The organism is Pseudomonas sp. WP18, assembly GCF_036689585.1.
Lineage (GTDB): Bacteria > Pseudomonadota > Gammaproteobacteria > Pseudomonadales > Pseudomonadaceae > Aquipseudomonas > Aquipseudomonas chlororaphis_E.
This window is the reverse complement of record NZ_CP144758.1, coordinates 3,509,553-3,535,431: the sequence shown is the minus strand read 5'-3', so window position 1 is coordinate 3,535,431 and position 25,879 is coordinate 3,509,553. Positions and strand designations below refer to the sequence as shown.

At 62.5% G+C, this 25,879-nt stretch carries 24 protein-coding genes; 12 read left to right on the top strand and 12 right to left on the bottom strand.

Annotation, left to right across the window (positions count from 1 at the left end):
- Positions 1-76: 76 nt before the first annotated feature.
- Entirely contained in the window at positions 77-1,039 is a 963-nt protein-coding gene (locus tag V5F23_RS15495) for a sensor domain-containing diguanylate cyclase (protein WP_042729186.1), read from the top strand.
- A gap of 106 nt (positions 1,040-1,145) precedes the next feature.
- Here V5F23_RS15495 and fabI read toward each other — a convergent pair whose 3' ends face one another.
- The 8 genes from fabI to gloB form a co-directional block, all read right to left on the bottom strand.
- The gene (gene fabI / locus V5F23_RS15490) at positions 1,146-1,940 is read right to left on the bottom strand and encodes an enoyl-ACP reductase FabI (protein WP_042729172.1); all 795 of its coding nucleotides are present in this window, start codon (positions 1,938-1,940) and stop codon (positions 1,146-1,148) included.
- A 19-nt stretch (positions 1,941-1,959) separates the two neighbouring features.
- Positions 1,960-3,570 carry an ABC transporter ATP-binding protein gene (locus tag V5F23_RS15485; RefSeq protein WP_042729171.1) on the bottom strand — a complete coding sequence of 537 codons (1,611 nt, stop codon included), beginning with the start codon at positions 3,568-3,570 and terminating at the stop codon, positions 1,960-1,962.
- Position 3,571: 1 nt separating this feature from the next.
- A complete protein-coding gene (locus V5F23_RS15480) occupies positions 3,572-4,591 on the bottom strand; it encodes an ABC transporter permease (RefSeq protein WP_042729170.1) in 1,020 nt (339 codons plus the stop codon).
- A 1-nt stretch (position 4,592) separates the two neighbouring features.
- Positions 4,593-5,666 carry a microcin C ABC transporter permease YejB gene (locus V5F23_RS15475; protein ID WP_042729169.1) on the bottom strand — a complete coding sequence of 358 codons (1,074 nt, stop codon included), beginning with the start codon at positions 5,664-5,666 and terminating at the stop codon, positions 4,593-4,595.
- Positions 5,667-5,670: 4 nt separating this feature from the next.
- Positions 5,671-7,527 carry an extracellular solute-binding protein gene (locus V5F23_RS15470; protein WP_047738817.1) on the bottom strand — a complete coding sequence of 619 codons (1,857 nt, stop codon included), beginning with the start codon at positions 7,525-7,527 and terminating at the stop codon, positions 5,671-5,673.
- A complete protein-coding gene (locus V5F23_RS15465; protein WP_161796105.1) occupies positions 7,524-9,353 on the bottom strand; it encodes an extracellular solute-binding protein in 1,830 nt (609 codons plus the stop codon). Before V5F23_RS15465 ends, V5F23_RS15470 begins: the two co-directional genes overlap by 4 nt.
- A 260-nt stretch (positions 9,354-9,613) precedes the next feature.
- Complete coding sequence (locus tag V5F23_RS15460) at positions 9,614-11,062, bottom strand: transglycosylase SLT domain-containing protein (protein ID WP_212802658.1); 1,449 nt, start codon at positions 11,060-11,062, stop codon at positions 9,614-9,616.
- Between the two features lie 99 nt (positions 11,063-11,161).
- A complete protein-coding gene (gene gloB / locus V5F23_RS15455; protein WP_212802657.1) occupies positions 11,162-11,929 on the bottom strand; it encodes a hydroxyacylglutathione hydrolase in 768 nt (255 codons plus the stop codon).
- Positions 11,930-11,994: 65 nt separating this feature from the next.
- On the opposite strand from gloB, the gene V5F23_RS15450 reads away from it, so the two are divergent.
- Together V5F23_RS15450 and rnhA are read left to right on the top strand one after the other, a co-directional pair.
- Positions 11,995-12,753: a methyltransferase domain-containing protein gene (locus V5F23_RS15450; protein ID WP_042729980.1), complete on the top strand. Its 759-nt coding sequence runs from the start codon at positions 11,995-11,997 to the stop codon at positions 12,751-12,753.
- A 91-nt stretch (positions 12,754-12,844) separates the two neighbouring features.
- Complete coding sequence (rnhA, locus tag V5F23_RS15445; protein ID WP_042729981.1) at positions 12,845-13,297, top strand: ribonuclease HI; 453 nt, start codon at positions 12,845-12,847, stop codon at positions 13,295-13,297.
- A 74-nt stretch (positions 13,298-13,371) separates the two neighbouring features.
- Here the strand turns inward: rnhA and V5F23_RS15440 are convergent, their stop codons facing one another.
- Positions 13,372-15,417, bottom strand: coding sequence for a patatin-like phospholipase family protein (locus V5F23_RS15440; RefSeq protein WP_338495526.1), 2,046 nt, complete (start codon positions 15,415-15,417; stop codon positions 13,372-13,374).
- 181 nt (positions 15,418-15,598) lie between these two features.
- On the opposite strand from V5F23_RS15440, the gene dnaQ reads away from it, so the two are divergent.
- The gene (gene dnaQ / locus V5F23_RS15435) at positions 15,599-16,345 is read left to right on the top strand and encodes a DNA polymerase III subunit epsilon (RefSeq protein ID WP_042729983.1); all 747 of its coding nucleotides are present in this window, start codon (positions 15,599-15,601) and stop codon (positions 16,343-16,345) included.
- A 205-nt stretch (positions 16,346-16,550) separates the two neighbouring features.
- Positions 16,551-17,165, top strand: a complete 615-nt coding sequence (locus V5F23_RS15430) for a GNAT family N-acetyltransferase (RefSeq protein WP_042729984.1) — start codon at positions 16,551-16,553, stop codon at positions 17,163-17,165.
- Here V5F23_RS15430 and V5F23_RS15425 read toward each other — a convergent pair.
- Positions 17,131-18,024 carry a LysR substrate-binding domain-containing protein gene (locus V5F23_RS15425; RefSeq protein ID WP_212802655.1) on the bottom strand — a complete coding sequence of 298 codons (894 nt, stop codon included), beginning with the start codon at positions 18,022-18,024 and terminating at the stop codon, positions 17,131-17,133. The two genes, V5F23_RS15430 and V5F23_RS15425, sit on opposite strands and share 35 nt — an antisense overlap.
- Positions 18,025-18,251: 227 nt before the next feature.
- Positions 18,252-18,485 carry a hypothetical protein gene (locus tag V5F23_RS15420; RefSeq protein WP_042729986.1) on the bottom strand — a complete coding sequence of 78 codons (234 nt, stop codon included), beginning with the start codon at positions 18,483-18,485 and terminating at the stop codon, positions 18,252-18,254.
- 184 nt (positions 18,486-18,669) lie between these two features.
- Here V5F23_RS15420 and V5F23_RS15415 point away from each other — a divergent pair, with 184 nt between their 5' ends.
- Together V5F23_RS15415 and V5F23_RS15410 are read left to right on the top strand one after the other, a co-directional pair.
- Positions 18,670-19,230, top strand: coding sequence for an NADPH-dependent FMN reductase (locus V5F23_RS15415; protein ID WP_042729987.1), 561 nt, complete (start codon positions 18,670-18,672; stop codon positions 19,228-19,230).
- A 248-nt stretch (positions 19,231-19,478) separates the two neighbouring features.
- Positions 19,479-20,762: an arsenic transporter gene (locus V5F23_RS15410; protein ID WP_042729988.1), complete on the top strand. Its 1,284-nt coding sequence runs from the start codon at positions 19,479-19,481 to the stop codon at positions 20,760-20,762.
- A 130-nt stretch (positions 20,763-20,892) separates the two neighbouring features.
- On the opposite strand, the gene V5F23_RS15405 is transcribed toward V5F23_RS15410, so the two are convergent.
- Positions 20,893-21,858: a DUF1853 family protein gene (locus tag V5F23_RS15405; protein ID WP_212802654.1), complete on the bottom strand. Its 966-nt coding sequence runs from the start codon at positions 21,856-21,858 to the stop codon at positions 20,893-20,895.
- A 105-nt stretch (positions 21,859-21,963) separates the two neighbouring features.
- On the opposite strand from V5F23_RS15405, the gene V5F23_RS15400 reads away from it, so the two are divergent.
- The 5 genes from V5F23_RS15400 to V5F23_RS15380 all read left to right on the top strand — a co-directional run bounded on the left by V5F23_RS15400 (position 21,964) and on the right by V5F23_RS15380 (position 25,868).
- Entirely contained in the window at positions 21,964-22,854 is an 891-nt protein-coding gene (locus V5F23_RS15400; RefSeq protein ID WP_003180647.1) for an NAD(+) kinase, read from the top strand.
- Entirely contained in the window at positions 22,851-23,825 is a 975-nt protein-coding gene (locus tag V5F23_RS15395; protein WP_185057668.1) for a metallophosphoesterase, read from the top strand. Before V5F23_RS15400 ends, V5F23_RS15395 begins: the two co-directional genes overlap by 4 nt.
- Complete coding sequence (locus V5F23_RS15390) at positions 23,822-24,697, top strand: rhomboid family intramembrane serine protease (protein WP_212802653.1); 876 nt, start codon at positions 23,822-23,824, stop codon at positions 24,695-24,697. Before V5F23_RS15395 ends, V5F23_RS15390 begins: the two co-directional genes overlap by 4 nt.
- Before the next feature lie 83 nt (positions 24,698-24,780).
- Complete coding sequence (locus V5F23_RS15385) at positions 24,781-25,041, top strand: DUF1315 family protein (RefSeq protein WP_042729992.1); 261 nt, start codon at positions 24,781-24,783, stop codon at positions 25,039-25,041.
- Positions 25,038-25,868, top strand: coding sequence for a DUF2797 domain-containing protein (locus tag V5F23_RS15380; RefSeq protein ID WP_212802652.1), 831 nt, complete (start codon positions 25,038-25,040; stop codon positions 25,866-25,868). Before V5F23_RS15385 ends, V5F23_RS15380 begins: the two co-directional genes overlap by 4 nt.
- Positions 25,869-25,879 lie beyond the last annotated feature (11 nt).

The window sequence follows — 25,879 nt, the reverse complement described above, 5'->3', positions numbered from 1 at the left end:
ACCTCGCACGGGATCAACGGTGGAAGCACTGTGGGTCTGGTCTAGACTTCGAGGAGTTCCGTCAATGGAGTTCCCGATGCTCGAGCCAGGCAAACCTGACAACGAAGCTGTTCGTGTGAAGAATCTACAGTCGCTCAAACTGCTTGATACAGCGCCCGAGGAGCGCTTCGATCGCCTGACCCGGCTTGCCCGGCGACTGTTCGATGTGCCCATTGCGCTGGTGTCGCTGGTGGATGCCAACCGGCAGTGGTTCAAGTCCAACGCCGGCCTGGACGCCACGGAAACGCCGCGGTCGGTGTCGTTCTGTGGCCATGCGATCCTGCAGGACCACATCATGGAAATCAGTGATGCGGAGCTGGACGAGCGGTTTCGCGACAATCCCCTGGTCACGGGCCTGCCGGGTATCCGTTTCTACGCTGGGCACCCGCTGGGGCTGGAAGATGGCAGCAAACTGGGGACGTTGTGCCTGATCGACACCCGCCCGCGCACCCTCAACGAAGAAGAGCGTGAACTGCTGCGTGACCTGGCGAGCATGGCCGAGCAGGAAATGATCGCCGTGCAGATGGCGAGCATGGATGAACTGACGCTGCTGTCCAATCGGCGCGGGTTCATGACCCTGGCCCAACATGCCTTGGGCGTGTGTGAGCGCTTGTCCCGACCGGCGACGCTGCTGTTTTTCGACCTCAATGACTTCAAACCCATCAATGATCGATTCGGCCACGCCGAGGGCGACGCCGCGTTGAAGACCTTCGCCGACGTGCTGCGCATTGCGTTTCGCGAAAGTGATGTGGTCGGCCGCCTGGGCGGCGATGAGTTCGTGGCCTTGCTCACCGGCTCGTCCCATGTCGAGACTACCGCGATCATGGCGCGCCTCAGGGAAATCCTCGATGAACGCAACGCGATGTTGCGGCGGGGCTATGACATTCGCTTCAGCGTCGGCCAGATCGAATACGACCCGCAGCGCCACCACAGCATCGAGGGCCTGATGGCTGATGCGGACGCTGCCATGTACACCCAGAAACAGGCGAATCGGCGCTAGGCTCTGTCTGAAAAGCCTTGATACTTGTTCATGCTGCATTGGGGCCGCAATGAAAAACGCCGCGGGGCCTTTGCAGGCGCCGCGGCGTTTTCATGGGCGGTGAAGATTACTCTTCGATGTTGCCCATGGCGGTGGTGTTGAAGCCGCCGTCCACGTACATGATTTCACCGCTGATGCCCGACGCCAGGTCGGAGCACAGGAAGGCGCCGGCGTTGCCGACTTCTTCGATGGTGACGTTGCGACGCAGCGGGGTTTGCGCTTCGTTGGCGGCCAGCATCTTGCGGAAGTTCTTGATGCCGGAGGCAGCGAGGGTGCGGATCGGACCGGCCGAGACGCAGTTGACGCGGGTGCCGTCCGGGCCCAGGGAGCCGGCCAGGTAACGCACGCCGGCTTCCAGGGAGGCCTTGGCCATGCCCATGACGTTGTAGTTCGGCATGGTGCGCTCGGCGCCCAGGTACGACAGGGTCAGCAGGCTGCCGTTGCGGCCTTTCATCATTTCGCGACCGGCCTTGGCCAGGGCCACGAAGCTGTAGGCGCTGATGTCGTGGGCAATGCGGAAGCCTTCGCGGGTGGTGGCTTCGGTGAAGTCGCCGTCCAGTTGGTCGCCCGGTGCGAAGCCGACGGAGTGCACGATGCAGTCCAGGCCGTCCCATTTCTGGCTCAGTTGCTCGAAGACCTTGGCGATTTCTTCATCGCTGGCCACGTCGCACGGGAAGCACAGCTCAGGGCTCGAACCCCAGCCTTGCGCGAACTCTTCGACACGACCCTTGAGTTTGTCGTTCTGATAAGTGAAGGCAAGCTCAGCGCCCTCGCGATGCATGGCGGCGGCGATGCCGGATGCGATGGACAGCTTGCTGGCGACACCGACGATCAGTACGCGCTTACCGGCGAGAAAACCCATGTGTTGCTCCTCTTTCAGGTTATTCGGCAGTTGTTGGGGCCAGGAAGGCGGCCTCCAGCAACTGCTGTGTATAGGGGTGTTGCGGCGCAGCGAATAGGCTGCGGGCATCACCGTGTTCGACCACTTGGCCATGCTTGACCACCATCAGTTGGTGGCTCAGCGCTTTGACGACAGCCAGATCATGGCTGATAAACAGGTACGTCAGGTTGTACTTGGTTTGCAACGACCGCAACAGCTCCACCACCTGGCGTTGCACGGTACGGTCCAGGGCCGACGTGGGTTCATCCAGCAGGATCAACGCCGGCTTGAGCACCAGGGCCCGGGCAATGGCGATACGCTGCCGCTGCCCTCCGGAAAATTCATGGGGGTAGCGGTGCCGGGTGTCCGGATCCAGGCCTACCTCCTTCAATGCCGCGATTATCGCTTGTTCCTGCTCGGCTTCGGTGCCGATCCGGTGGATCCGCAGGCCTTCACCGACAATCTGGCTGACACACATCCGCGGGCTCAGGCTGCCGAACGGGTCCTGAAACACCACTTGCATCTCCCGGCGCAGCGGTCTTACCTGCTGCTGCGACAGGCTGTCGAGCTGTTTGCCTTCGAACCGGATCCCGCCCTGGCTGGCGATCAACCGCAAGATCGCCAACCCCAGGGTGGACTTGCCCGAACCGCTCTCGCCGACGATGCCCAGGGTCTGGCCCTGGGGCAGGCTGAAGCGGATACCGTCCACGGCCTTGATGTAGTCTACCGTGCGCTTGAACAGGCCTTTCTTGACCGGGAACCAGACTTTCAGGTCCTCGACCTCCAACAGCGGCGGGCCGACAACGTTGTTCGCCGGGGTGCCGCTGGGTTCGGCACCCAGCAGTTCCCGAGTGTACGGATGCTGCGGCGCGCGGAACAATTCTTCGCACGATGCCTGTTCGACGATGCAACCGCGCTGCATGACACATACGCGATGCGCAATTCTTCGCACCAGGTTCAAATCGTGGCTGATCAGCAGCAACGACATGCCCAATCGTGCCTGCAGATCCTTGAGCAGATCGAGGATTTTCAGCTGGACGGTGACGTCCAGGGCCGTGGTCGGCTCGTCGGCGATCAGCAGTTCCGGCTCGTTGGCCAGGGCCATGGCGATCATCACCCGTTGGCGCTGGCCACCGGACAATTCATGGGGCAGGGCCTTGAGTCGCTTGTGCGGCTCGGGGATGCCGACCAGCTCCAGCAGCTCCAGGGTGCGCCGGGTCGCGACCTTGCCGCTCAGGCCCTTGTGAATGCCGAGCACTTCATTGATCTGTTTTTCAATGCAGTGCAGCGGGTTCAGCGAGGTCATCGGTTCCTGGAAGATCATCGCGATGCGGTTGCCGCGCAGGTGGCGGAGGGTCTTTTCCTTCAGGCCCAGCAGGTCCTGCCCGGCGTAGCGGATCGTCCCGGTGGGGTGGTGGGCCAGCGGGTAGGGCAGCAACCGCAGGATCGAGTGGGCCGTCACCGACTTGCCCGAGCCGCTTTCACCCACCAGCGCCAGGGTTTCACCGCGGTGGATGTCGAAGCTGACGCCTTCGACCACGCGCTGGCGGCGTTCGCCGACAATGAACTCCACCGCCAGGTCGCGGACTTCGATCAGGTTGTCAGTGTTCATGTCATTTCCTCGGATCGAAGGCATCGCGCGCGGATTCGCCGATGAACACCAGCAAGCTCAACATCAGGGCCAGCACGGCGAACGCGCTGATCCCAAGCCAGGGGGCCTGGAGGTTGGATTTACCCTGGGCCACCAGTTCGCCCAGGGACGGCGAGCCAGCGGGCAAGCCGAAACCGAGGAAATCCAGGGCGGTGAGGGTGCCAATGGCGCCGGTGAGGATGAACGGCATGAACGTCATGGTCGAAACCATGGCATTGGGCAGGATGTGGCGGAACATGATCGCGCCGTTCTGCATGCCCAATGCCCGTGCGGCACGCACGTATTCCAGGTTGCGCCCGCGCAGGAACTCGGCGCGCACCACGTCCACCAGGCTCATCCAGGAAAACAGCAGCATGATCCCCAGCAGCCACCAGAAATTCGGCTGCACGAAGCTGGCCAGGATGATCAACAGGTACAGCACCGGCAGCCCGGACCAGATTTCCAGGAAGCGCTGGCCAGCCAGGTCGACCCAGCCGCCGTAGAAGCCCTGCAGGGCGCCGGCGATCACGCCGATGATCGAACTGAGCACGGTCAGGGTCAGGGCGAACAACACCGAGATACGAAAGCCGTAGATGACCCGGGCCAGCACGTCGCGGCCCTGATCGTCGGTGCCCAGCCAGTTCATGGCCGAGGGCGGTGCCGGTGCCGGGACCTTCAGGTCGTAGTTGATGCTCTGGTAGCTGAACGGAATCGGTGCCCACAGCACCCAGGCGTTCTTGGCGGCCAGCAGTTCGCGGATATACGGGCTCTTGTAGTTGGCTTCCAGCGGAAACTCGCCGCCGAAGGTGGTTTCCGGGTAGCGCTTGAGGGCCGGGAAGTACCAGCCGTCGTCGTAATGCACCACCAGCGGCTTGTCGTTGGCGATCAGCTCGGCGCCCAGGCTAAGTATGAACAGCGCCAGGAACAGCCACAGCGACCACCAGCCACGCTTGTTGGCCTTGAACAGTTCGAAACGGCGGCGATTGAGCGGGGAAAGGTTCATCTCAATGCTCCCGACTTTCGAAGTCGATGCGCGGATCGACAAAAGAATAGGTCAGGTCGCCGATCAGTTTCACCACCAGCCCCAGCAGGGTAAAGATGAACAGGGTGCCGAAGACCACCGGGTAGTCGCGGTTGATGGCCGCCTCGAAGCTCATCAGGCCGAGGCCGTCGAGGGAGAAGATCACTTCCACCAGCAAGGATCCGGTGAAGAAGATCCCGATGAAGGCCGAAGGAAAGCCGGCGATCACCAGCAGCATGGCATTGCGGAACACGTGGCCGTAGAGCACCCGGCGGCGGGTCAGGCCCTTGGCCTTGGCGGTGACGACGTATTGCTTGTTGATTTCGTCGAGGAAGCTGTTCTTGGTCAGCAGGGTCATGGTGGCGAAGTTGCCGATCACCAGGGCGGTCACCGGCAGGGCAAGGTGCCAGAAGTAGTCGAGGATCTTGCCGCCCAGGGTCAGTGTCTCGAAATTGTTCGAGGTCAACCCGCGCAACGGGAACCAGTCGAAGTAACTGCCGCCGGCAAACACCACGATCAGCAGGATGGCGAACAGGAACGAGGGGATCGCGTAGCCGACGATGATCGCCGAGCTGGTCCAGACGTCGAAATGGCTACCGTGCCGCGTGGCCTTGGCGATCCCCAGCGGGATCGACACCAGGTACATGATCAGCGTGCTCCACAGCCCGAGGGAAATGGACACCGGCATCTTTTCCTTGATCAGGTCGATGACCTTGGCATCGCGGAAGAAACTGTCGCCGAAGTCCAGCTGGGCGTAGTTCTTGATCATGATCCACAGGCGCTCGGGAGCCGACTTGTCGAATCCGTACATCCGCTCGATTTCCTTGACCAGGCTGGGGTCCAGGCCCTGGGCGCCGCGATAGCTGGACCCGGCCACCGACACCTCGGCGCCGCCGCCGGCGATGCGACTGGTGGCGCCTTCGAACCCTTCGAGCTTGGCGATCATCTGCTCGACCGGCCCGCCAGGCGCGGCCTGGATGATGACGAAGTTGATCAAGAGGATGCCGAACAGCGTCGGGATGATCAGCAGCAGCCGCCTGAATGTATAAGCCAGCATCGGGTTACTCCACGCTCGCAGGAGCAGCGTTGTTCTGTTGTTCCATCACTTGTTTTTCTACTTCCACGGCAGGCTTGGTGTCGGGCTTGACCCACCAGGTGGTGGTGCCGATGTCATAGGTCGGTGTCACTTTCGGGTGGCCGATGTGGTTCCAGTAGGCCACGCGCCAGGTCTTGATGTGCCAGTTGGGGATCACGTAGTAGCCCCATTGCAGCACCCGGTCCAGCGCCCGGGCATGGGCCACCAGGCTCTTGCGCGAGTCGGCGTTGATCAACTGTTCCACCAATTGGTCGACCGCCGGGTCCTTGAGGCCCATGGTATTGCGGCTGCCAGGCCTGTCGGCGGCGGCCGACATCCAGAATTCGCGCTGTTCGTTACCCGGCGAGCTCGATTGCGGGAAACTGCCCACCACCAGGTCGAAGTCCCGGGAGCGCACGCGGTTGATGTACTGGGACACGTCCACCCGGCGGATTACCAGGTCGATGCCCAGGTCGCTCAGGTTGCGCTTGAACGGCAGCAGCACCCGTTCGAACTCGGTCTGGGCGAGCAGGAACTCCAGCACCACCGGTTTGCCCTGGGCATCGACCATCTTGTCGTCGACGATACGCCAGCCGGCTTCCTGCAACAGTTGGTAGGCGTTGCGCTGCTGGTCGCGGATCATGCCGCTGCCGTCACACATCGAAGGTTGGAACGCTTCGGTGAAGACCTGTTCGGGAATCTTGCCGCGCAGGGGTTCGAGGATCTTCAGTTCGTCTTCATCGGGCAGGCCGGTGGCGGCCATTTCCGAGTTTTCGAAATAACTGCGGGTGCGGGCATAGGCGCCGTTGAACAGCTGCTTGTTGGTCCATTCGAAATCCAGCAACAGGCTCAGGGCCTTGCGCACCCGCACATCCTGGAACACCGGCCGGCGCAGGTTGAAGACAAAACCCTGCATGCCGGTGGGGTTGCCGTTGGGAATCTGTTCCTTGATCAGGCGCCCCTCGGTGACGGCCGGGATGTTGTAGGCGTTGGCCCAGTTCTTGGCGGTCATCTCCAGCCAGAAGTCGAACTGCCCGGCCTTCAGGGCCTCGACCGCCACGGTGTTGTCGCGGTAATAGTCGGTGGTCAGCACGTCGAAGTTATAGAAACCGCGGTTGACCGCCAGGTCCTTGCCCCAGTAGTCCTTCACTCGCTCATAGCGGATCGAGCGCCCGGCCTTCACTTCGGTGACCTTGTAGGGGCCGCTGCCGAGGGGAATCTCCAGGTTGCCTTTGTTGAAATCGCGATCGGCCCACCAATGTTTCGGCAATACCGGCAGTTGGCCGAGGATCAACGGCAATTCACGGTTATTGGTGTGCTTGAACTTGAACAGGACCTTGAGCGGGTCTTCGGCGATGGCTTCGGCGACGTCGTTGTAGTAGCCGCGAAACATCGGGGCGCCGTCCTTGGTCAGGGTCTGGAAGCTGAACACCACGTCTTCGGCGCGCACCGGGTGGCCGTCGTTGAACCGGGCCTCGGGGCGCAGGTAGAAGCGGACCCAGGCGTTGTCCGGGGCCCGTTCGATTTTCTCGGCGATCAAGCCGTATTCGGTGAAGGGTTCATCCAGGCCCTGTTTGGCCAGGGTGTCGTAGATCAGGCCGATGTCGTCGGCCGGCACACCCTTGCTGATGAACGGGTTGAGGCTGTCGAAGCCACCGAAGCCGCCCTGGCGGAATATCCCGCCCTTGGGGGCGTCGGGGTTGACGTAGTCGAAATGCTTGAAGTCGGCCGGGTATTTCGGCGGTTCGTTGTACAGGGTCAAGGCGTGCTGCGGCGCGGCGCAGGCCAGCCCGGCGAACAGCAGGCCGCCTGCATGCAGGAGCAGGGCACGTATAGGCTTCATTGATCTTTCTCCGAAGACTTCAGCCACCAGGCGCTCAGGCCCAGAGTGTAGGGCGGCGTGGTGACGAAGGCGAACCGGTTGCGGTACGCCAGGCGATGATAGTTGAGATACCAGTTGGGAATGCAGTAGTGCTGCCAGAGCAGCACGCGGTCCAGGGCCTTGCCGGCGGCGACCTGTTCGTCCCGGGTCTGGGCGGCCAGCAGCTTTTCCAGCAGATGGTCGACCACCGGGTCGGCGATCCCGGCGTAGTTCTTGCTGCCCTTGACCCCGACCTGGCTGGAATGGAAGTACTGCCATTGTTCCAGGCCCGGGCTCAGGGTCTGGTTCAGGGTCAGCAGGATCATGTCGAAGTCGAACTGGTCGAGGCGCTGCTTGTACTGGGCGCGGTCCACGGTGCGCAACCGGGCCTGGATGCCGATACTGGCGAGGTTCTCGACGTAAGGTTGCAGGATGCGCTCCAGGTTCGGGTTCACCAGCAGGATCTCGAAGCTCAGCGGGCGGCTGTCGGCGTCCAGCAGTCGCTGGCCGTTGAGCGTCCAGCCGGCTTCTTTCAAGAGCCCCAGCGCCTTGCGCAGGGTTTCCCGGGGAATGCCGCGACCGTCGGTCTGGGGCAGGCTGAAAGGTTCGGTGAACAGGCGCGGCGGCAGTTGTTCGCGGTAGGGCTTGAGCAGCAGCCATTCATGGCCCACAGGGAGGCCGCTGGCGGAAAATTCGCTGTTGGGGTAGTAACTGAGGGTGCGCTTGTAGGCGCTGCTGAACAACGTGCGGTTGGTCCACTCGAAATCGAACATCAGCCCCAGCGCTTCACGCACCTTGACCTGCGCAAACGTGGCGCGCCGGGTGTTCATGAACAGGCCCTGGGTCTGGGTCGGGATCTGGTGGGGGATCTGCGCCTTGATCACTTCGCCGCGCCTGACTGCCGGGAACTCGTAGCCGTTGGCCCAGTTCTTGGCCTGGTGCTCGATGTAGATGTCGAACTCACCCGCCTTGAAGGCTTCGAAGGCGACATCGCTGTCGCGGTAGAACTCCACCTCCATGCGGTCGACGTTGTACTTGCCACGATTGACCGGCAGGTCCTTGCCCCAGTAATCCTTGACCCGCTCGAACACCAGTTGGCGGCCCGGTTGCACCTTGGTGATGCGGTATGGCCCGCTGCCCAGGGGCGGCTCGAAGGTCGTTGCCTTGAAGTCGCGGCCTTTCCAGTAATGTTGGGGCAGCACGGGCAGTTCGCCCAGGCGCAGGATCAACAGGGGGTTGCCGGCGCGCTTGAAGACAAAGCGGATCTTGAGTGGGTTGAGGATATCGACCCGTAGCACTTCCTGCAGGTTGGTGCGGTATTGCGGGTGACCGTCCTTGAGCAAGGTGCGGTAGGAGAAGGCCACGTCGTAGGCGGTGATCGGCACGCCGTCATGGAACCGCGCTTCGGGTCGCAGGTTGAACACCACCCAGCTGCGGTCTTCGCTGTACTCCACCGACTGGGCGATCAGACCGTAGCTGGACGTCGGCTCATCGCCGGACGGCGCGTACTGGCCGGTGCCGACCATCAACGGTTCGTTCAGCTCGTTGATGCCGTATTGCAGGAAATTAGGCGTGGAAACCGGACTGCTGCCCTTGAAGGTATACGGGTTGAGTGTATCGAAAGTGCCGAATGCCATGACCCGCAAGGTACCGCCCTTGGGCGCTTGCGGATTGACCCAGTCGAAGTGGGTGAATCTGGCCGGGTACTTGAGCGTGCCGAACTGCGCATAGCCATGGCTTTCGCTGATGGTGGCGCTGGCGCAGGGACTCAAGGCCAGGCTGATCAGGAGCAAGAGGAGGGGACGTATCAAGTCTGAGATCCGATCCAGGCGGCTTGGGCGTTATGGCAGGTACAGTAACAGCTTGTATCGGCAGGAAAAAGGCGGGGGCTCAAAGCTTCAGGGTTTGCTTGAGCTGTGGCGAGGGGCCTTGCTCCCGCTGGGGTGCGAAGCGACCCCGAACCTGGCACCTCGGTGTGAGAGATGATTGAGTCGCTGCTTTTGGGGTTGCTGCGCAACCCAGCGGGAGCAAGCTCCCTCGCCACAAAGCTGCCCCGGCTACATGACTGTCAGTGCGGGGAGTAGACCGTCAGCATCTGCCCGGGCTTGAGCGCCTTGCCCATCCGCGGGTTCCAGCGCTTGAGATGTTGCATCTCGACGTTGAAGCGTTTGGCCACCACGTACAGCGAGTCACCTTGCTTGACCTTGTACTGGGTCTGCTTCTTCTGGTCCTTGCTGTTGGCGGCCACCACGGTGTTGATGCGCTTGCCGTTGGCCTTGGGAGTCTTGGTGTCCTGCATCACCAGGGTCTGGCCAACCTTGAGTTTGTTGCCGCTCAGCTTGTTCCAGCGTTGCAGGTCCTTGGTCTGGACATTGTTGGCCTTGGCGATCTGGGCCAGGTTGTCGCCGCGCTTGACCCGGTAGCTGCGCCGGGCGCCTTCGACTTCGCTGTCGTCGGCGGTTTCGAAGACCGGTTTGAGCGAGCGCGGGCTGATCAACTCCTCCGGGCGCATGGTCGACAGGCTGGCGGTCAGCAACTGGGCCTTGGAGGTGGGTACGAGCAAGTGTTGCGGGCCGTCGATCGTGGTGCGCTGCTTGAAGGCCGGGTTGAGCTGGAACAGCTCGTCCTCGTCGATATTGGCCACCGCCGCGACCTTGGACAGGTCCATGCGCTGGTTGATCTCGACGACCTGGAAGTAGGGTTCGTTGGCGATCGGGTTGAGGTTCACGCCATAGGCATCGGGGGCGAGCACCACCTGGGACAATGCCAGCAGCTTGGGCACATAGGCCTGGGTCTCGGCGGGCAGTGGCAGGTTCCAGTAGTCGGTGGGCAGGCCGAGCTTCTCGTTGCGCTCGATGGCGCGGCTGACCGTGCCTTCGCCGGCGTTGTAGGCCGCCAGGGCAAGCAGCCAGTCACCGTTGAACATGTCGTGCAGCCGCGTCAGGTAGTCCATGGCGGCCGTGGTGGACGCGGTGATGTCGCGGCGTCCGTCATAGAAACGGGTCTGGCGCAGGTTGAAATAACGCCCCGTGGACGGGATGAATTGCCATAGCCCCACCGCGTTGGCCCGGGAGTAGGCCATGGGGTTGTAGGCGCTTTCGATCACTGGCAGCAGGGCCAGCTCCAGCGGCATGTTGCGTTCTTCGAGGCGTTCGACGATGTAGTGGATGTAGAGGCTGCCGCGTTCACCGGCCCCTTCGAGGAACGACGGGTTGCTGGCGAACCAGAGCCGCTGCTGCTCGATACGGGGATTGACGCCGGCCGTTTCCTGCAACTGGAAGCCCTGGCGCATGCGCTCCCAGACATCCTGGGGCACCTGGGGGCTGGGTTTTTCGCTGAGCCACAACGGCTTCTGCTTGGCCCGGGCAGCGAGGTTCGGCGTGTGGGCCGCGTCGGTTTGCGGCACCTGGCTCGTGCTCTGGCAGCCCGCCAGCGTGGCGGACACAGCCACCGCGATGGCCTGGGCCAAGCGGGTCAATGTGTCTGACTGGGCGGACCTGCGTATAGATGACGACATTGGCTGGAAGTAAGTTCCGGGCGAAAATGTCGGGCGATTCTAGAAAGCGCACCCCAACAGGTCAACCATTCAGAATTTTTGTATCAATCGGTAGCGCCCTTAGAACGTATCTTTCCAAGCCCTCAAGGCCGCAAAAACCTCACTCGGCGTCTGGTTTCGCTGGCCGCTCCGTTCGTCTGCTTTTTGTTTAACGGATGTTTCAGTGGTGCGCAGGAACGGATTGGTGAGTTTTTCCAAGGCCAGGGTCGAGGGCAGGGTGGTGACGCCGTCGCTGCGTTGTTGGCTGACTTTGGCCAGGCGCGCGGCGATGTCAGGGTTGTCCGGCTCGACGGCCGCGGCGAATTTCAGGTTGCTGAGGGTGTACTCGTGGGTGCAGTAGACCAGGGTGTCTTCAGGCAGCGCGGCGAGGCGGCTGAGGGAGTGATGCATCTGCGCCGGGGTGCCTTCGAACAGGCGGCCGCAGCCGGCGGCAAACAAGGTGTCGCCACAGAACAGCAAGCCGTGGTGGTAGTAGGCGATATGCCCCAGGGTGTGGCCGGGCACGGCGAAGACCTCGAAGTCCCAGCCCAGCACGTTGACCGTATCGTGGTCGTTCAGCGCGGTGTCGCGCGCCGGGATGTTCTCGCCAGCCGGGCCGTGGACGGTGGCGCCCGTCGCCTTTTTCAGCGCCTGCACGCCACCGACGTGATCATGGTGATGATGGGTGATCAGGATGTCGCTCAGTACCCAGCCGGGGTGCGCATCGAGCCAGGCCTGGACCGGTGCGGCATCGCCCGGGTCGACCACCGCGCAACGCCGGGTCGAGTGATCCTGTAACAACCAGATGTAGTTATCGGTGAACGCGGGCAGGGCACTGATCTGTATCATCGCGGAATTCGCCAAGCTGAAAACAAAGGCGCATCTTAGAACTTCCTGACGCGTTGGAGAATGCAATGACTGATGAAGCGTTCGCCCAGGCCGATCCCGACTGGCTGGCGTTGATCAGCGCCGCCCGTGAATGGCTGTCCGGTCCTGTCGGGCAATTTTTGCTGGATGAAGAACGACGCATGCTCGAAGACGAGCTGGGCCGGTTCTTTGGTGGCTACCTGGTGCACTACGGGCCTTCGGCGCAGACGCCGCCGTCGGCGCCGCAGGTCCAGCGCAACGTGCGCCTGGGCGCGCCCTTGCCCGGGGTGGAAATTGTCTGCGAGGAACAGGCCTGGCCGCTCAGCGAACACGCCGCCGATGTGGTGGTCATGCAGCATGGCCTGGACTTCTGCCTGTCGCCCCATGGCTTGTTGCGTGAAGCGGCGAGCAGCGTGCGCCCCGGCGGGCACCTGCTGATCATCGGTATCAACCCCTGGAGCAGTTGGGGCCTGCGCCGCGTCTTCGCCCAGGACGCCTTGCGCCAGGCCCGTTGCATCTCGGCCTCGCGGGTGGGCGACTGGCTCAACCTGCTCGGTTTCGCGCTGGAGAAACGCCGCTTCGGGTGCTATCGTCCGCCGCTTGCGTCGCCCAAGTGGCAGGCCCGCCTGGCCGGCTGGGAGCGCAAGGCCGGTGACTGGCAACTGTCCGGCGGCGGTTTCTACCTGCTGGTGGCGCGCAAGATCGCCGTAGGGCTGCGCCCGGTACGCCAGGTGCGCCGGGAGCCGATGGGCAAGCTGATTCCCTTGCCCATGGCCAAGGTCAATCGTCGCCACATCGAGCCGTAAACCTTTTTCTGATGATCGGCCGACATTTCGGTCACGGGCGTCGTTGGCTTCGACCAGCGGGCCTTTGCATTTTTTTCCTGGATAGATTGGCATGAGCGATAGCGTAGAACTCTTTACTGACGGCGCCTGCAAGGGCAACCCTGGCCCGGGTGGCTGGGGCGCGTTGCTGGTGTGCAAGGGCGTGGAGAAGGAGCTCTGGGGCGGCGAAGCCAATACCACCAACAATCGCATGGAACTGATGGGCGCCATTCGTGGCCTGGAAGAGCTCAAGCGGCCGTGCGACGTGCTGCTGGTGACCGACTCGCAGTACGTGATGAAGGGAATCAACGAATGGATGGCCAACTGGAAGAAGCGTGGCTGGAAGACGGCCGCGAAGGAACCGGTGAAGAACGCCGACCTGTGGAAACAGCTGGATGAGCAGGTCAACCGCCACAACGTCACCTGGAAATGGGTGCGCGGCCACATCGGTCACGCGGGTAACGAGCGGGCCGACCAGTTGGCCAACCGCGGAGTGGATGAAGTGCGGGGCTACAAGCAGGGCTGACACCGCGGCTGTGCTGCCCAGACCACGCCAGCCTTCACGGGCCGGCGTGGCTCAACTTCTGGCGGTCAACGGCATCAGAACCCCGTGGTGTTGATGGACACGTCGGGTTTTGGATGCCAGGGATTGAAGGGCTCCCCAGCGGGGCCCTGTTCCGAGAGCGTGATCCGGCGGCCAATGTCATAACCCAGCGCTCGGTGACCGTTGACCTGCGTTCTGGGGTAATTGATGTCCTGGGTCGCCACTTGCGGAAAGTGATCACATTCGCCAAGCCATTGGTGTTTGCACGCAGACAATCCCTGCTGGTAGAGCCAGACCGCTTCGCAGGAAAAGTCATTGTCGCCATCGCAGTTCGACAACCGGCGACTCCAGTCCGGGTTTGGCGGCATGGACGCTTCCTGGGTCGACAGTTTGACGTACAGAACCCGGATCCGGTTTTCGGGCGTGCACCCTTGGTCGGGGCAGATATCGAACCGAAAGAAGGGGTTGGATTTAACGAAGTTGAATCCAATATCCTTGCGGCTAAACGTTTCACAGGCATCGGCGTCGAGAAACTTGTCCGGGACGGTGGCCGAGCCTTCTACCTTGTAGAACTTCAGTCCTTCCTCCTTGCCCAGATGGCACCGCAAGCGCTGCAAGGCGTCGAACACGGCCATCCGCTGGTCGCCCTGGCTGGTGGCTTCGTGTTCTGCGTCAACCGTGATGATGTTCTTGACCCGTCTTTTCACCAGGGCGTAGAGCCCGAGGTTTTCCGAGTGCCCACCGTCACTGAGGTAAACCGAGTCTCGAGTTTCGTCATATCGCCGGTTGGTGGCGAAGTAGAAAGGGAACGGCAGGGCTTTGTGCCAAGCGCGAGTGGCCGGCTCAACCCTGGGGTTTGCCACGTACCGGCCGAGCGACAGATTCAGGGCGTCGGCCAGCGCATCCACGGGGACATAGGCCAGGGGCTGGTCGGTCAGTTTAAGGTCGTCGACAGCGGCGCCCGACATCATGACGGCTTCGGAGAGCCTGGGCGCGCGGGCGGGGTAGCAAGGTACTCCGTAGGTTGCCCTCTTTGTGTCGTCCTGATAGTCGCAGTAGCCAAACGCGGTATTGCCGTAGGCCAGCGGTGAAAATTCATAAACGACGCTCGCCAGGTCGGAGTTGAAGCCCGCGAAGTCGGCGGTGCGCAGCCATTCGACGCTGCCTCCGTAGGCGGCGGTGGTGTTGACGATGAAAAACGGTATCTCACCGCGTTTTGCCGCGTCCGCCAATTCGCCGTAACTGGGCGGCGCGTCTTTTAAGGTTGAATGCCAGTCTGTCGGATAGGCCGCGAACGTCCGGTCGATCCCGTGCTGGTAGGCCGACTCCCAAGGGTTCAAGTTGACCTGCCACCTGAAGAGGCCGTTCGCGAGAATATTGAGGGGCACGGAAGGCACCCAGACCGCCCCGCGCCCGACCATTTCGCCGATGTAGCTGCTCTGGTTGATAAACGCGCCGTAATTCGAATCCTGCGTCCTGGTGATCAGGTAGCTGTTGTTTTCAAGGTAGGTCTGGAACCGTCTGGTTGTTTGATCGGCATGGTGGGGGCGCGCCATGGGTTCGATGTCCGGGCTATCCCGCACGGCCTTGTACACGTAATAGCTTTTGAACAACTCGTCAGGCGTGACAGTGTGTGCGGCGTAGTGCCTGGCGCCGAAGAGCTGGTGGGTGAGCCATAAGTTGGCATAACTGCCGCCTGATACCGAAGAGACAATGTCGATCTTGTCGAGCAGCCCCTGTTTTTGCAGGCCCGCGAGAACCCCGATGGAAAACGTCGCCGAGCGCATCCCGCCGCCAGACAGGGACAGGCCGAGTTCCGGACGATAGCCGGCGATTTCCTGCCCGGTACAGGGGGCGACGATGGCGTTGGCTGGCGTGTGAAGCTGTTGCCGATACGAGCGCAGGAGGCAATTCTCGGCCGCCCTCAGCGCCGCGCTTCTTTCTTCGTAGCGTGCCGGATCGGGTTGCTCGCCGTCGGTACGGCCGAGGTCGGGCTTATCGTCGATCGACGCGCAACCGGATAACAGGGCGAGGGTGAACGTTGCCCACTTCGTGGCGCCAGCGCCGAGTGTTTTTTCATGGGGTCGAGGGATGTGATACATGTCACGCTCCTTAGGGACCTGGCGTTGAGCGAAGGCCAGTGGCGTGAGGCTAGCACCTGGGTGGCTTAGTGCCACTGAGCCATCATTCATTTGCACCAGCCGGGTCGCGGAAATCCCTTGGCGAAGGGAGCGTGCTAACATCCGCGCTTTTGCAAGCCTGCCCGTTGAGAGCTGAACACTGATGGCCAACAGATCTGTTGTACTGGATACCGAAACCACCGGCATGCCGGTGACCGATGGTCACCGGATTATCGAAATCGGTTGTGTCGAGCTGATCGGCCGGCGCCTGACCGGTCGCCATTTCCACGTTTACCTGCAACCGGACCGCGAGAGTGACGAGGGCGCCATTGGCGTCCACGGCATCACCAACGAGTTCCTGGTGGGCAAGCCGCGGTTTGCCGAAGTGGCCGATGAGTTCTTCGAATTCATCAAGGGCGCGCAGTTGATCATCCACAACGCGGCGTTCGACGTTGGGTTCATCAACAACGAATTCGCGCTGATGGGCCAGCATGACCGCGCCGACATCAGCCAGCATTGCACCATCCTCGATACCCTGGTGATGGCCCGGGAGCGGCACCCGGGGCAGCGCAACAGCCTCGACGCCTTGTGCAAGCGCTACGACGTCGACAACTCCGGCCGTGAGCTGCACGGCGCCTTGCTCGACTCGGAAATTCTGGCCGACGTCTACCTGACCATGACCGGCGGGCAGACCAGCCTGTCCCTGGCGGGCAACGCCTCCGATGGCAACGGTTCGGGCGAGGGGTCGGGCAACCAGGCCACGGAAATCCGTCGCCTGCCGGCAGACCGCCGTCCCGCCCGGATCATTCGTGCCAGCGAAAGCGACCTGGCCGAACATGCCGCGCGTCTGGAAGCCATCGCCAAGTCGGCCGGTGCTCCGGCACTGTGGACGCAGTTGGCTGAGGCTTGAGGGCTTTGGCGCATAAATGCCTGTGGGTGCGAGCCCGCTCGCTCCCGCGGACCCACCTTGTTCATTCGCCACAATCGCCATGACCTTCTAACCTCAGGTTACGGGCAGGCTACGGATCCCGCTTGATGAGTGAAGATTTGAAAGACCAGGGCAATGGATGGCTATGCGCCGTTGGTTGTCTCAAGGAATGAGGACGTTTCCCAGTATGCAACCGGTCATGAATCCCAAGCACCCCGGGCTGTCGGTGCGCATTGTCGATGACGGTTTCGCTGCCTATATCTGGGGCAGTGACTTCAGCTTCGAGGTCAGTGACTACGGCACGGCGCAGGTCGGTCGCCCGGTGAGCCAGTGGCCGGTGACGCCGATCGTTCCCTATCGCAAGTGCTATGGCATCGATCCCGAGGAGTTCAGCAGCTTCCGCGATGCTCCGGACAGCGAAATCTTCATGGCGTACCTGGATGACCAGCCGGTGGGGCACCTGGTGGTCAGTACCAACTGGAACGGGTTCGCCCACATCGACGAGCTGGCGGTGCATGCCCCGGCCCGTCGCCATGGGGTGGCCAAGGCCTTGCTCGACGTCGCGCAGTTCTGGAGTCGCAAGAAAAAGCTGCCGGGCATCATGCTGGAAACCCAGAACAACAACCTGGGCGCGTGCCGGCTCTACGAGCGTTGCGGTTACGTACTGGGTGGGATCGATCACCTGCGCTATCGCGGCATCGACCGCCACACCGCCGAAGTGGCGCTGTTCTGGTATCGGCTGTTCGACGATCCGCTGGGCATGGCGATCAGTGGCCCAGCAGCGCCTCGGCTTGTTCCTTGACTCGTTCGAGAAGTGATTCAAGGGCGGGCGAGGGCTCGCGGCCTTTGAGGCTCAATGCATAAAGGTCAATCAGGATGGCGGGTGCCAGCGGGCAGGTGTCCAGGCCCGCGCTCTTGGCGCCCGACGCGGTAAAAGGGTCGACGATGGCCAGGCCTTCGCCAGCCTCGACCATGGCCCGCATCATCTGGTGGGTCTGGACGCGGATCTGGATCACCGGCGCCGGGCGCAACGCCGCCAACTTGTGCTCGAACGCCGGGCTCAACGGGTCGTGCCCTTCGAGCCCCACCAATGATTGTCCCGCCAGGTCCTGGAGCGAAATGTACTTCTGCCGCGGTTGCAGCCAGCCATGGGGAGCCAGCAACTGCAGTTTGCCCTGGGCGATCACCTGGCAATCGATGTCGGGATGTTCAGGGTTGTGCAGGCTGAGGCCCAGGTCGCTTTCGCGCAGGAGCAAGCTCTGGACGATGCCGCGGGTTGGCTGGCTGAGCAGGGTGCAAGGGGCATCCGCGAAGCGCCGGCGCAAGGCGGCGATGCTCTGGGGCAACAATTGCTGGGCCAAGGGCGGGGTGCAGATGATGCGCAGTGGCGGCGCCTGGTAGTGTTTCAGGCTGCTGGCCAGCCGCTGCACCGGTTCGAGGGTGTCGTACACCTGCGTGATGCCGTCGCGCAGTTCGAGGGTTTCCCGGGTGGCCTGCAAGCGTCCGCGCACACTGGCAAACAGCATGAACCCCAGTTGGGCCTCGGCATCACGCAGAATTGCCTCGACCTCTGCCACTGGCAGTTGCAGCCACTCGGCCGCTGTGCCGAGATGGCCGGTCTGCAGCAGCGCCTGGATCACTTCGATGTGGCGTAAACGCATGCAAGAAGTCCGTGTTCGGCGGATAAGCCATTGGGTGGCCGAATCCTAGGCTCTGTTTGAAAAGTCTTGAGACGAAGGTCAGGCAAGGCGAAAACCGGCGAGGAAGCGGAGGTTACTGGAGTAAGTGAGCATTCCGAGCCGGTTTTCAACGCAGCATGAACGAGTATCAAGGCTTTTCAGACAGAGCCTAACCCAAGTCCGGGCATGACTTCTGCTCATAACAACGGTTACGAGGCGATTTGCGTTTCAGGTTCGCGGATGAGCTCGATACCCGACTGCACCAGCAGGAAGCGGTCTTCGTCGAGTTTGTTGACGCGATCACCAATGGCCAGCTTATAAGTGGTGACAGGCTCCTTGCCGTATCCCTCGGGCGACGGGGTCGATTCCTGGAACTCATGCACCGAATAGACGCGGCCTTCGGCGTCTCGCGCATGGAATTGTCCGACAAGTACTGCTGCCATTGCTTAGAACCTCTGGAAATAGATCACTCGATTTGCGGTTCTGTAGACCTTGGTCTATCGCGGTAAGTTTTCCTACAAGAAAAAAATAGTCCAGCCGGCAGGATTTCGTCGCTCCACTGGTCCAAATGTAACGCCGATCATCTATAACTACAGATCCTTTGAGCCGACAGTCGAGAAGCCTCTCATGAGTAATGTCTACACCGTGGCCGTTTTGGTGGGCAGCCTGCGCAAGGCGTCGATCAACCGCAAGATCGCCCTGGCCCTGGCCGACCTGGCACCCGCCAACTTGAAGCTGGAGATCGTCGAGATTGGCGACTTGCCCCTCTACAACGAAGACATCGACGTGACGCCGGCACCGGCCGCCTACGCGACATTCCGCCAGCGGGTGGGCGCGGCCGATGCGCTGTTGTTCGTCACCCCGGAGTACAACCGTTCGGTGCCGGCCCCTTTGAAAAATGCCATCGACGTGGGCTCGCGCCCTTACGGCCAGAGTTGCCTGAGCGGCAAGCCGGGCGCGGTGATCAGCGCTTCCCCAGGTGCCATCGGTGGCTTCGGCGCCAATCACCATTTGCGCCAGTCCCTGGTGTTCCTCGATGTGCCCTGCATGCAGCAACCGGAAGGCTACCTGAGCGGCGCCGGTACGGCGTTCGACGAGGCGGGCCAGTTGTCGGAGTCGCTGAAGCCGTTCCTGCAGAAATTTATCGCGGCCTATGGCCAGTGGGTCGAGCAGCATAAAAAGGCCTGAACCCCGGGGCCTCAGGCGGTCTTCTGTGGCGAGGGGATTTATCCCCGTTGGGGCGCGAAGCGCCCCCTTCAATCTGTCTGAAACACCGTTGCTCAACTTTTTGGGGCTGCTTTGCAGCCCATCGGGGATAAATCCCCTCGCCACAAAAGTGCTCTGCGCGCTCGATCCTGGCTTTACCGAATGTCTAGGTTTACCTATATTCGCCCCTCTTTCCCCCTCAGCTATCCCTCTGCGCAAGGCTGTAACGCATGCTCATCGCGTCATTGATTTTCCTGCTGACCATTACGCTGGTGATCTGGCAACCCAAAGGCCTTGGCGTTGGCTGGAGCGCGACGCTCGGCGCGTTGTTGGCCCTGTTGAGCGGGGTGGTGCACCTGGCCGACATCCCGTTGGTGTGGCAGATCATCTGGAACGCCACCGGCACGTTCGTCGCGTTGATCATCATCAGCCTGTTGCTGGACGAGGCGGGGTTCTTCGCCTGGGCGGCCCTGCACGTGGCCCGATGGGGTCGGGGCAGCGGGCGCAAGCTGTTTGCCTACATGGTGTTGCTCGGGGCGCTGGTGTCGGCGCTGTTTGCCAACGACGGGGCGGCGTTGATCCTGACGCCGATCGTGATCTCGATGCTCCTGGCGCTGCGCTTTTCCCCGGCGGCGACCCTGGCGTTCGTGATGGGCGCCGGCTTCATCGCCGACACCGCAAGCCTGCCGCTGGTGGTGTCGAACCTGGTGAACATCGTGTCGGCAGACTTTTTCGGCATCGGCTTCAACCGCTACGCGGCGGTCATGGTGCCGGTGAACCTGGTGAGCGTGGCGGCCAGCCTGGGGATTCTGCTGTGGTTCTTCCGGCGCGACATTCCCGGCGATTATGACCCGCAACAACTGGACGATCCGGCCACGGCGATCCACGACAAGGCGACGTTCTATGCCGGTTGGGCGGTGCTGGTGATCCTGCTGGTGGGCTGCTTTGCCCTGGAGCCGCTGGGCATTCCGATCAGTGCGATCTCGGCGGTGTGCGCCGCGTTGCTGCTGGGCGTGGCGGCCCGCGGACACAAGATTTCCACCCGCAAGGCGATGAAGGAAGCGCCGTGGCAGATCGTGATCTTCTCCCTCGGCATGTACCTGGTGGTCTATGGCCTGCGCAACGCCGGGCTGACCGGCTATCTCGCCCATTGGCTCGACAGCTTTGCCGCGTACGGCGTATGGGGCGCGGCCATGGGCACCGGCGTGCTGACGGCGCTGCTGTCGTCGGTGATGAACAACCTGCCGACGGTGCTGATCGGTGCCTTGTCCATCGACGCCAGCCAGGCCACCGGGGCGGTGAAGGAGGCGATGATCTACGCCAACGTGATCGGCAGCGACCTGGGCCCGAAAATCACCCCGATCGGCAGCCTGGCCACCTTGCTCTGGCTGCATGTACTGGCACGCAAGGACATTCGCATCGGCTGGGGCTATTACTTCAAGGTCGGGATCGTGCTGACGGCACCGGTGTTGCTGGTGACGTTGGCGGCGCTGGCTGTGCGGTTGTCCTTCTAAAGCGAGGTGGCCGCCTTCGCGGGCAAGCCCGCTCCCACAGGGTTTTGTGGTTGCCAGCAAGATTGCAGACGCTGCGGTCATTGTGGGAGCGGGCTTGCCCGCGAAGGCGGCCATCCAGGCACAGCAACGTTCAGCCATTACCCGGCACAGCCGGCCAGAGATCCGCCACCAGGAACACTCGCTCGGCTTCTTCCCACTCGCCCGCGCTGTTTTCCCCCAGGCGCACCAGCAATTGCGCTGGCGCCATCGGGTCCAGGGCCTGTCGCCAGGCTTGCAGTTGTGCGCTGCTCCAGGTCTGTTCGGCCGGATAATGCGCCGGGGCCAGCCAGGCGGCGCGGGGCAGGGGTTGCCAGCGCCCTGGCGGACGTTGGGCAACGAATGCCGGCCAATCGCGCTGATGCAACCAACTGCCGCGCAGATGCCGGGGGTGGGCGCCCAAGGGTGGTTCGGCGTGGTTCGGCCAGGGGTAGAGCAGATAGCCGCCCAGCCAGAGTTCGGAGTGCAGCCGCTCGTCGCCTGAGGGTTCGATGCCCAGCGCCGCCAGGGCCTCACGGCTTTCCGGGCGCGCCGAGATCGGCAACTGGTGTTCGCGCAGGTGCGCCAGTTTACGGTCGAGCCGGTCATGGCTGCCCGGGCCCAGCCATTGCGCGGCGTCTTGCCCATCGCCCTGTTGAGGGCCCAGGTACAGCTTGATCGCCAGTTCCAGGTGATGAATGCCGTCGTCGTCGCGCAACAACAGGTCCAGTTCCCCCAGCGTATGGCCCTCGCGCCGGATCGGCAGGTTCGCGGCGATCAGTTCGATGCCCGGTGCGTGCTGTACGGCGAACTGCCACAACCTTTCGTAATACAGCCCCAGGCGTCGCGTCCGTCCCTGTGACAACCACTGCAGCAACGAATAGCTGTCGCGGTCCAGCTGCCTGAGCCAGTGTTCCAGTCGGTCGGGGTTTCGCACCCAATCGCTGCGGGTCAGCGGATGGCGCTGGGGCCAGGGCGTGTCGATGAGCATCGGTGGGGCCAGCAGCGCCCACGCCAGGTCGCGCACCTCGGGGTGGCGCAGGCGACGGGGCAGGTCCAGTAATTCAGGGAACAGGATCATTTTGCGAGCATAGCTGCTGCGGCGAAGGCTTAAAGAATTTTGTCTATGGAGCGCTTTCGCCCATAATCGTGATTTTCGCCCGCCGCAGACCCTCGCAGGAGCCTCATGGAGCAATTTCGCAATATCGGCATCATCGGTCGCCTGGGCAGTTCACAGGTGTTGGACACCGTTCGCCGTCTCAAACGTTTCCTCCTGGAGCGACACCTGCATGTGATCCTCGAAGACACCATCGCCGAAGTGTTGCCCGGCCACGGCTTGCAAACGTCGTCGCGCAAGATGCTCGGCGAGGTTTGTGACATGGTGATCGTGGTTGGCGGTGATGGCAGCCTGCTGGGGGCTGCGCGGGCCCTGGCGCGGCACAATATCCCGGTGCTGGGGATCAACCGCGGCAGCCTGGGCTTCCTGACCGATATCCGGCCGGACGAGCTGGAGATCAAGGTCGCCGAGGTGCTGGACGGCCACTACCTGGTGGAAAACCGTTTCCTGCTGCAAGCCGAGGTGCGCCGGCACGCCGAAGCCATCGGCCAGGGCGACGCCCTCAACGACGTGGTGCTGCACCCGGGCAAGTCCACGCGGATGATCGAATTCGAGCTGTACATCGACGGCCAGTTCGTCTGCAGCCAGAAGGCCGACGGCCTGATCGTCGCCACGCCCACCGGTTCCACGGCCTACGCGCTGTCCGCCGGCGGCCCGATCATGCACCCCAAGCTCGACGCTATTGTGATTGTGCCCATGTACCCCCATACCTTGTCTGGGCGACCCATCGTGGTCGATGGCAACAGTGAGCTGAAAATCGTCGTGTCCAAGGATATGCAGATCTACCCGCAAGTGTCCTGTGACGGCCAGAACCATTTCACCTGCGCGCCGGGTGACACCATCACCGTCAGCAAGAAAGCGCAGAAGCTGCGCCTGATCCACCCGCTGGATCACAATTACTATGAAGTCTGCCGGACCAAGCTCGGCTGGGGCAGTCGGCTCGGAGGTGGAGGCGACTGATGCTCGATCCTGCGCGCAGTTACGATCTGATCGGTGACGTGCACGGATGCGCCCTGACTCTGGAACACCTGCTGGACCGACTCGGTTATCACAAGCAGGGCGGGGTCTGGCGACATCCGTCGCGCATGGCCGTGTTCCTGGGCGATATCATCGACCGTGGCCCGCGGATCCGCGAAGCGCTGCACATCGTCCACGACATGGTCGAGGCCGGCCAGGCGCTGTGCATCATGGGCAACCACGAATTCAACGCCCTGGGTTGGAGCACCCCGGCATTGCCCGGCAGCGGCCAGCGCTACGTGCGCGAGCACACCCCGCGCCACGCTCGCCTGCTGCACGAGACCCTGACGCAATTCGAGCAGCACCCCGGCGACTGGCATGACTTCCTCAAGTGGTTCTATGAATTGCCGCTGTTTGTCGACGCGGGCCGGTTCCGGGTGGTGCACGCCTGTTGGGACGCCGGCCTGATCGAACCGTTGCGCGGCCTGTTCCCTGACGGCTGCGTCGACGAGCACTTCCTCCAGGCGTCGGCGCAACCGGGCAGCTTCGCCTGCACGGTGTTCGATCGCCTGCTGCGCGGCACCGACATGCGCCTGCCCCACGGGATGACCCTCACCGGTGGCGATGGCCTGACCCGGTCGTTCTTCCGCACCAAGTTCTGGGAAGACGATCCCAAGACCTACGGCGACATCGTGTTCCAGCCCGACGCCTTGCCCGAACCGGTGGCGCGCAGGCCATTGTCGGCCGACGAAAAGAACAACCTGTTGCGCTATGGCATCGATGAACCCCTGTTGTTCGTCGGCCACTATTGGCGCAGCGGCAAGCCCGCGCCGATCCGTCCGAACCTGGCGTGCCTGGACTACAGCGCGGTGCTTTACGGCAAGTTGGCGGCCTACCGGCTCGACCAGGAAACCCGCCTGGACCCGCATAAGTTCGTCTGGGTCGATGTCGAGCGGCCTGAGGTGATGCCGTGAACCTGGTCGCGGTGTTGCGTTTGCCGTTGACAGCGGACCTGAGCGGTTTCGTCACGTTGCTGCAACGCCTGCAGGTGCCACACCGGGTCAGCGAGGAGGCGGGCGAGCAAGTGCTCTGGGTGCCGGACGAGATGGGCGAAGATGTGCGCACCCTGTATGGCCGTTTTCCGCAGGGCGATCCCCAACAGACCCTGGAGCTGCCGGCCATCGGCCCTGCGCCGAAAAGGCCGGGCGTCGTCGAGCAACTGACGCGAAGCCCGATGACCGCCCTGGTGTTGCTGTTGAGCCTGGTGGTCGGTGTCGTGACCCTGTTGGGCGAGAATCTCCAGGCATTGCGTTGGCTGACCTTCCTCGAATTTCGCGTTGCCGGTGACTACATCCAGTTCACCCCCCTGGCCGACAGCCTGGCGGCGGGGCAGTGGTGGCGCCTGGTGACACCGATGCTGATCCACTTCGGTTTCCTGCACATTGCCATGAATGGCCTGTGGTATTGGGATTTGGGGCGGCGGATCGAGGCGCGCCAGGGCGGCATCAATCTGTTGGGGCTGACGCTGCTGTTCAGCCTGGTGTCCAATTTCGTCCAGTACCTGGTCAGCGGCGCATCACTGTTCGGCGGTTTGTCCGGCGTGTTGTATGGCCTGCTGGGGCATTGCTGGATTTATCAATGGCTGGCACCGAATCCGGTTTACCGCCTGCCCCGTGGCGTCCTGGCGATGATGCTGGGGTGGCTGCTGCTGTGCATGTCCGGGCTGGTTTCGCTGGTCGGTTTCGGAGAAATCGCCAACGGCGCCCACGTGGGCGGCCTACTCATCGGTTGCTTCACGGGCTTGTTGGGCGGGCTGTTCGCTCGCCGTAAAATGGCCCGACCATGATCCTGTGGCGAGGGAGCTCGCTCGCCACGAATGACCAATAGTCCACTTATCTTTATTGTCACTAACGAACGCGCGGAGAACCCATGTCCTCGTTCAACGAAATGATCCAGAACATCACCCCCGACATCTATCGCAGCCTGAAGCTGGCGGTGGAGATCGGCAAATGGGCCGATGGCAACAAACTCACCGCCGAACAGCGCGAGTTGTCGTTGCAGGCGATGATCGCCTGGGAAATCCAGAACCTGCCCGAAGAAGAGCGCACCGGTTACATGGGGCCGCAGGAATGTCAGTCCAAGGCGCACGAAGTGCCGAACATCCTGTTCAAGTCGGACGCCATCCATTGATCGAGATTGGCCGCGGTGCAATCAGCAAGATGTCGGCGCGCCTTGACGGGCCGAACGTTCAGTATGCCTTGCGTCTGGGCGATCTCGAGGTGCCGGTCAATCCGTTGATCGGCAGCAGGGTGCGCCTGGAGTTCCTCGGTGCGATCCATTGCAGCCATTGCGGGCGCCGGACCAAGACCAGCTTCAGCCAGGGGTATTGCTACCCGTGCATGACCAAGCTGGCGCAGTGCGATGTGTGCATCATGAGCCCCGAGCGCTGCCATTTCGAGGCGGGCACCTGCCGCGAGCCGGCATGGGGTGAGCAGTTTTGCATGACCGATCATGTGGTGTATCTGGCGAACTCGTCCGGCGTGAAGGTCGGCATCACCCGTGCCACCCAACTGCCGACCCGCTGGCTGGACCAGGGCGCGAGCCAGGCGTTGCCTATCCTGCGGGTCGCCACCCGTCAGCAGTCGGGGTTTGTCGAAGACCTGTTCCGCAGCCAGGTGGCGGACAAGACCAATTGGCGCGCCTTGCTCAAGGGCGACGCCGTGGCGGTGGACCTGCCGCAGATCCGCGATGCGCTGTTTGAAAGCTGCGCCCCGGGATTGCAGGGGTTGCAGGAACGATTCGGCTTGCAGGCGATCCAGACCATAGCGGACGTCGAACCCCTCGAGATCCGTTATCCGGTGGAGCAATACCCGACCAAGATCGTCAGCTTCAACCTGGACAAGGACCCGATCGCCGAAGGCACGTTGCTGGGGATCAAGGGCCAGTACCTGATTTTCGACACTGGCGTGATCAACATTCGTAAATACACGGCCTACCAGCTGGCCGTGCATCAGTAGAAGGATTCGAC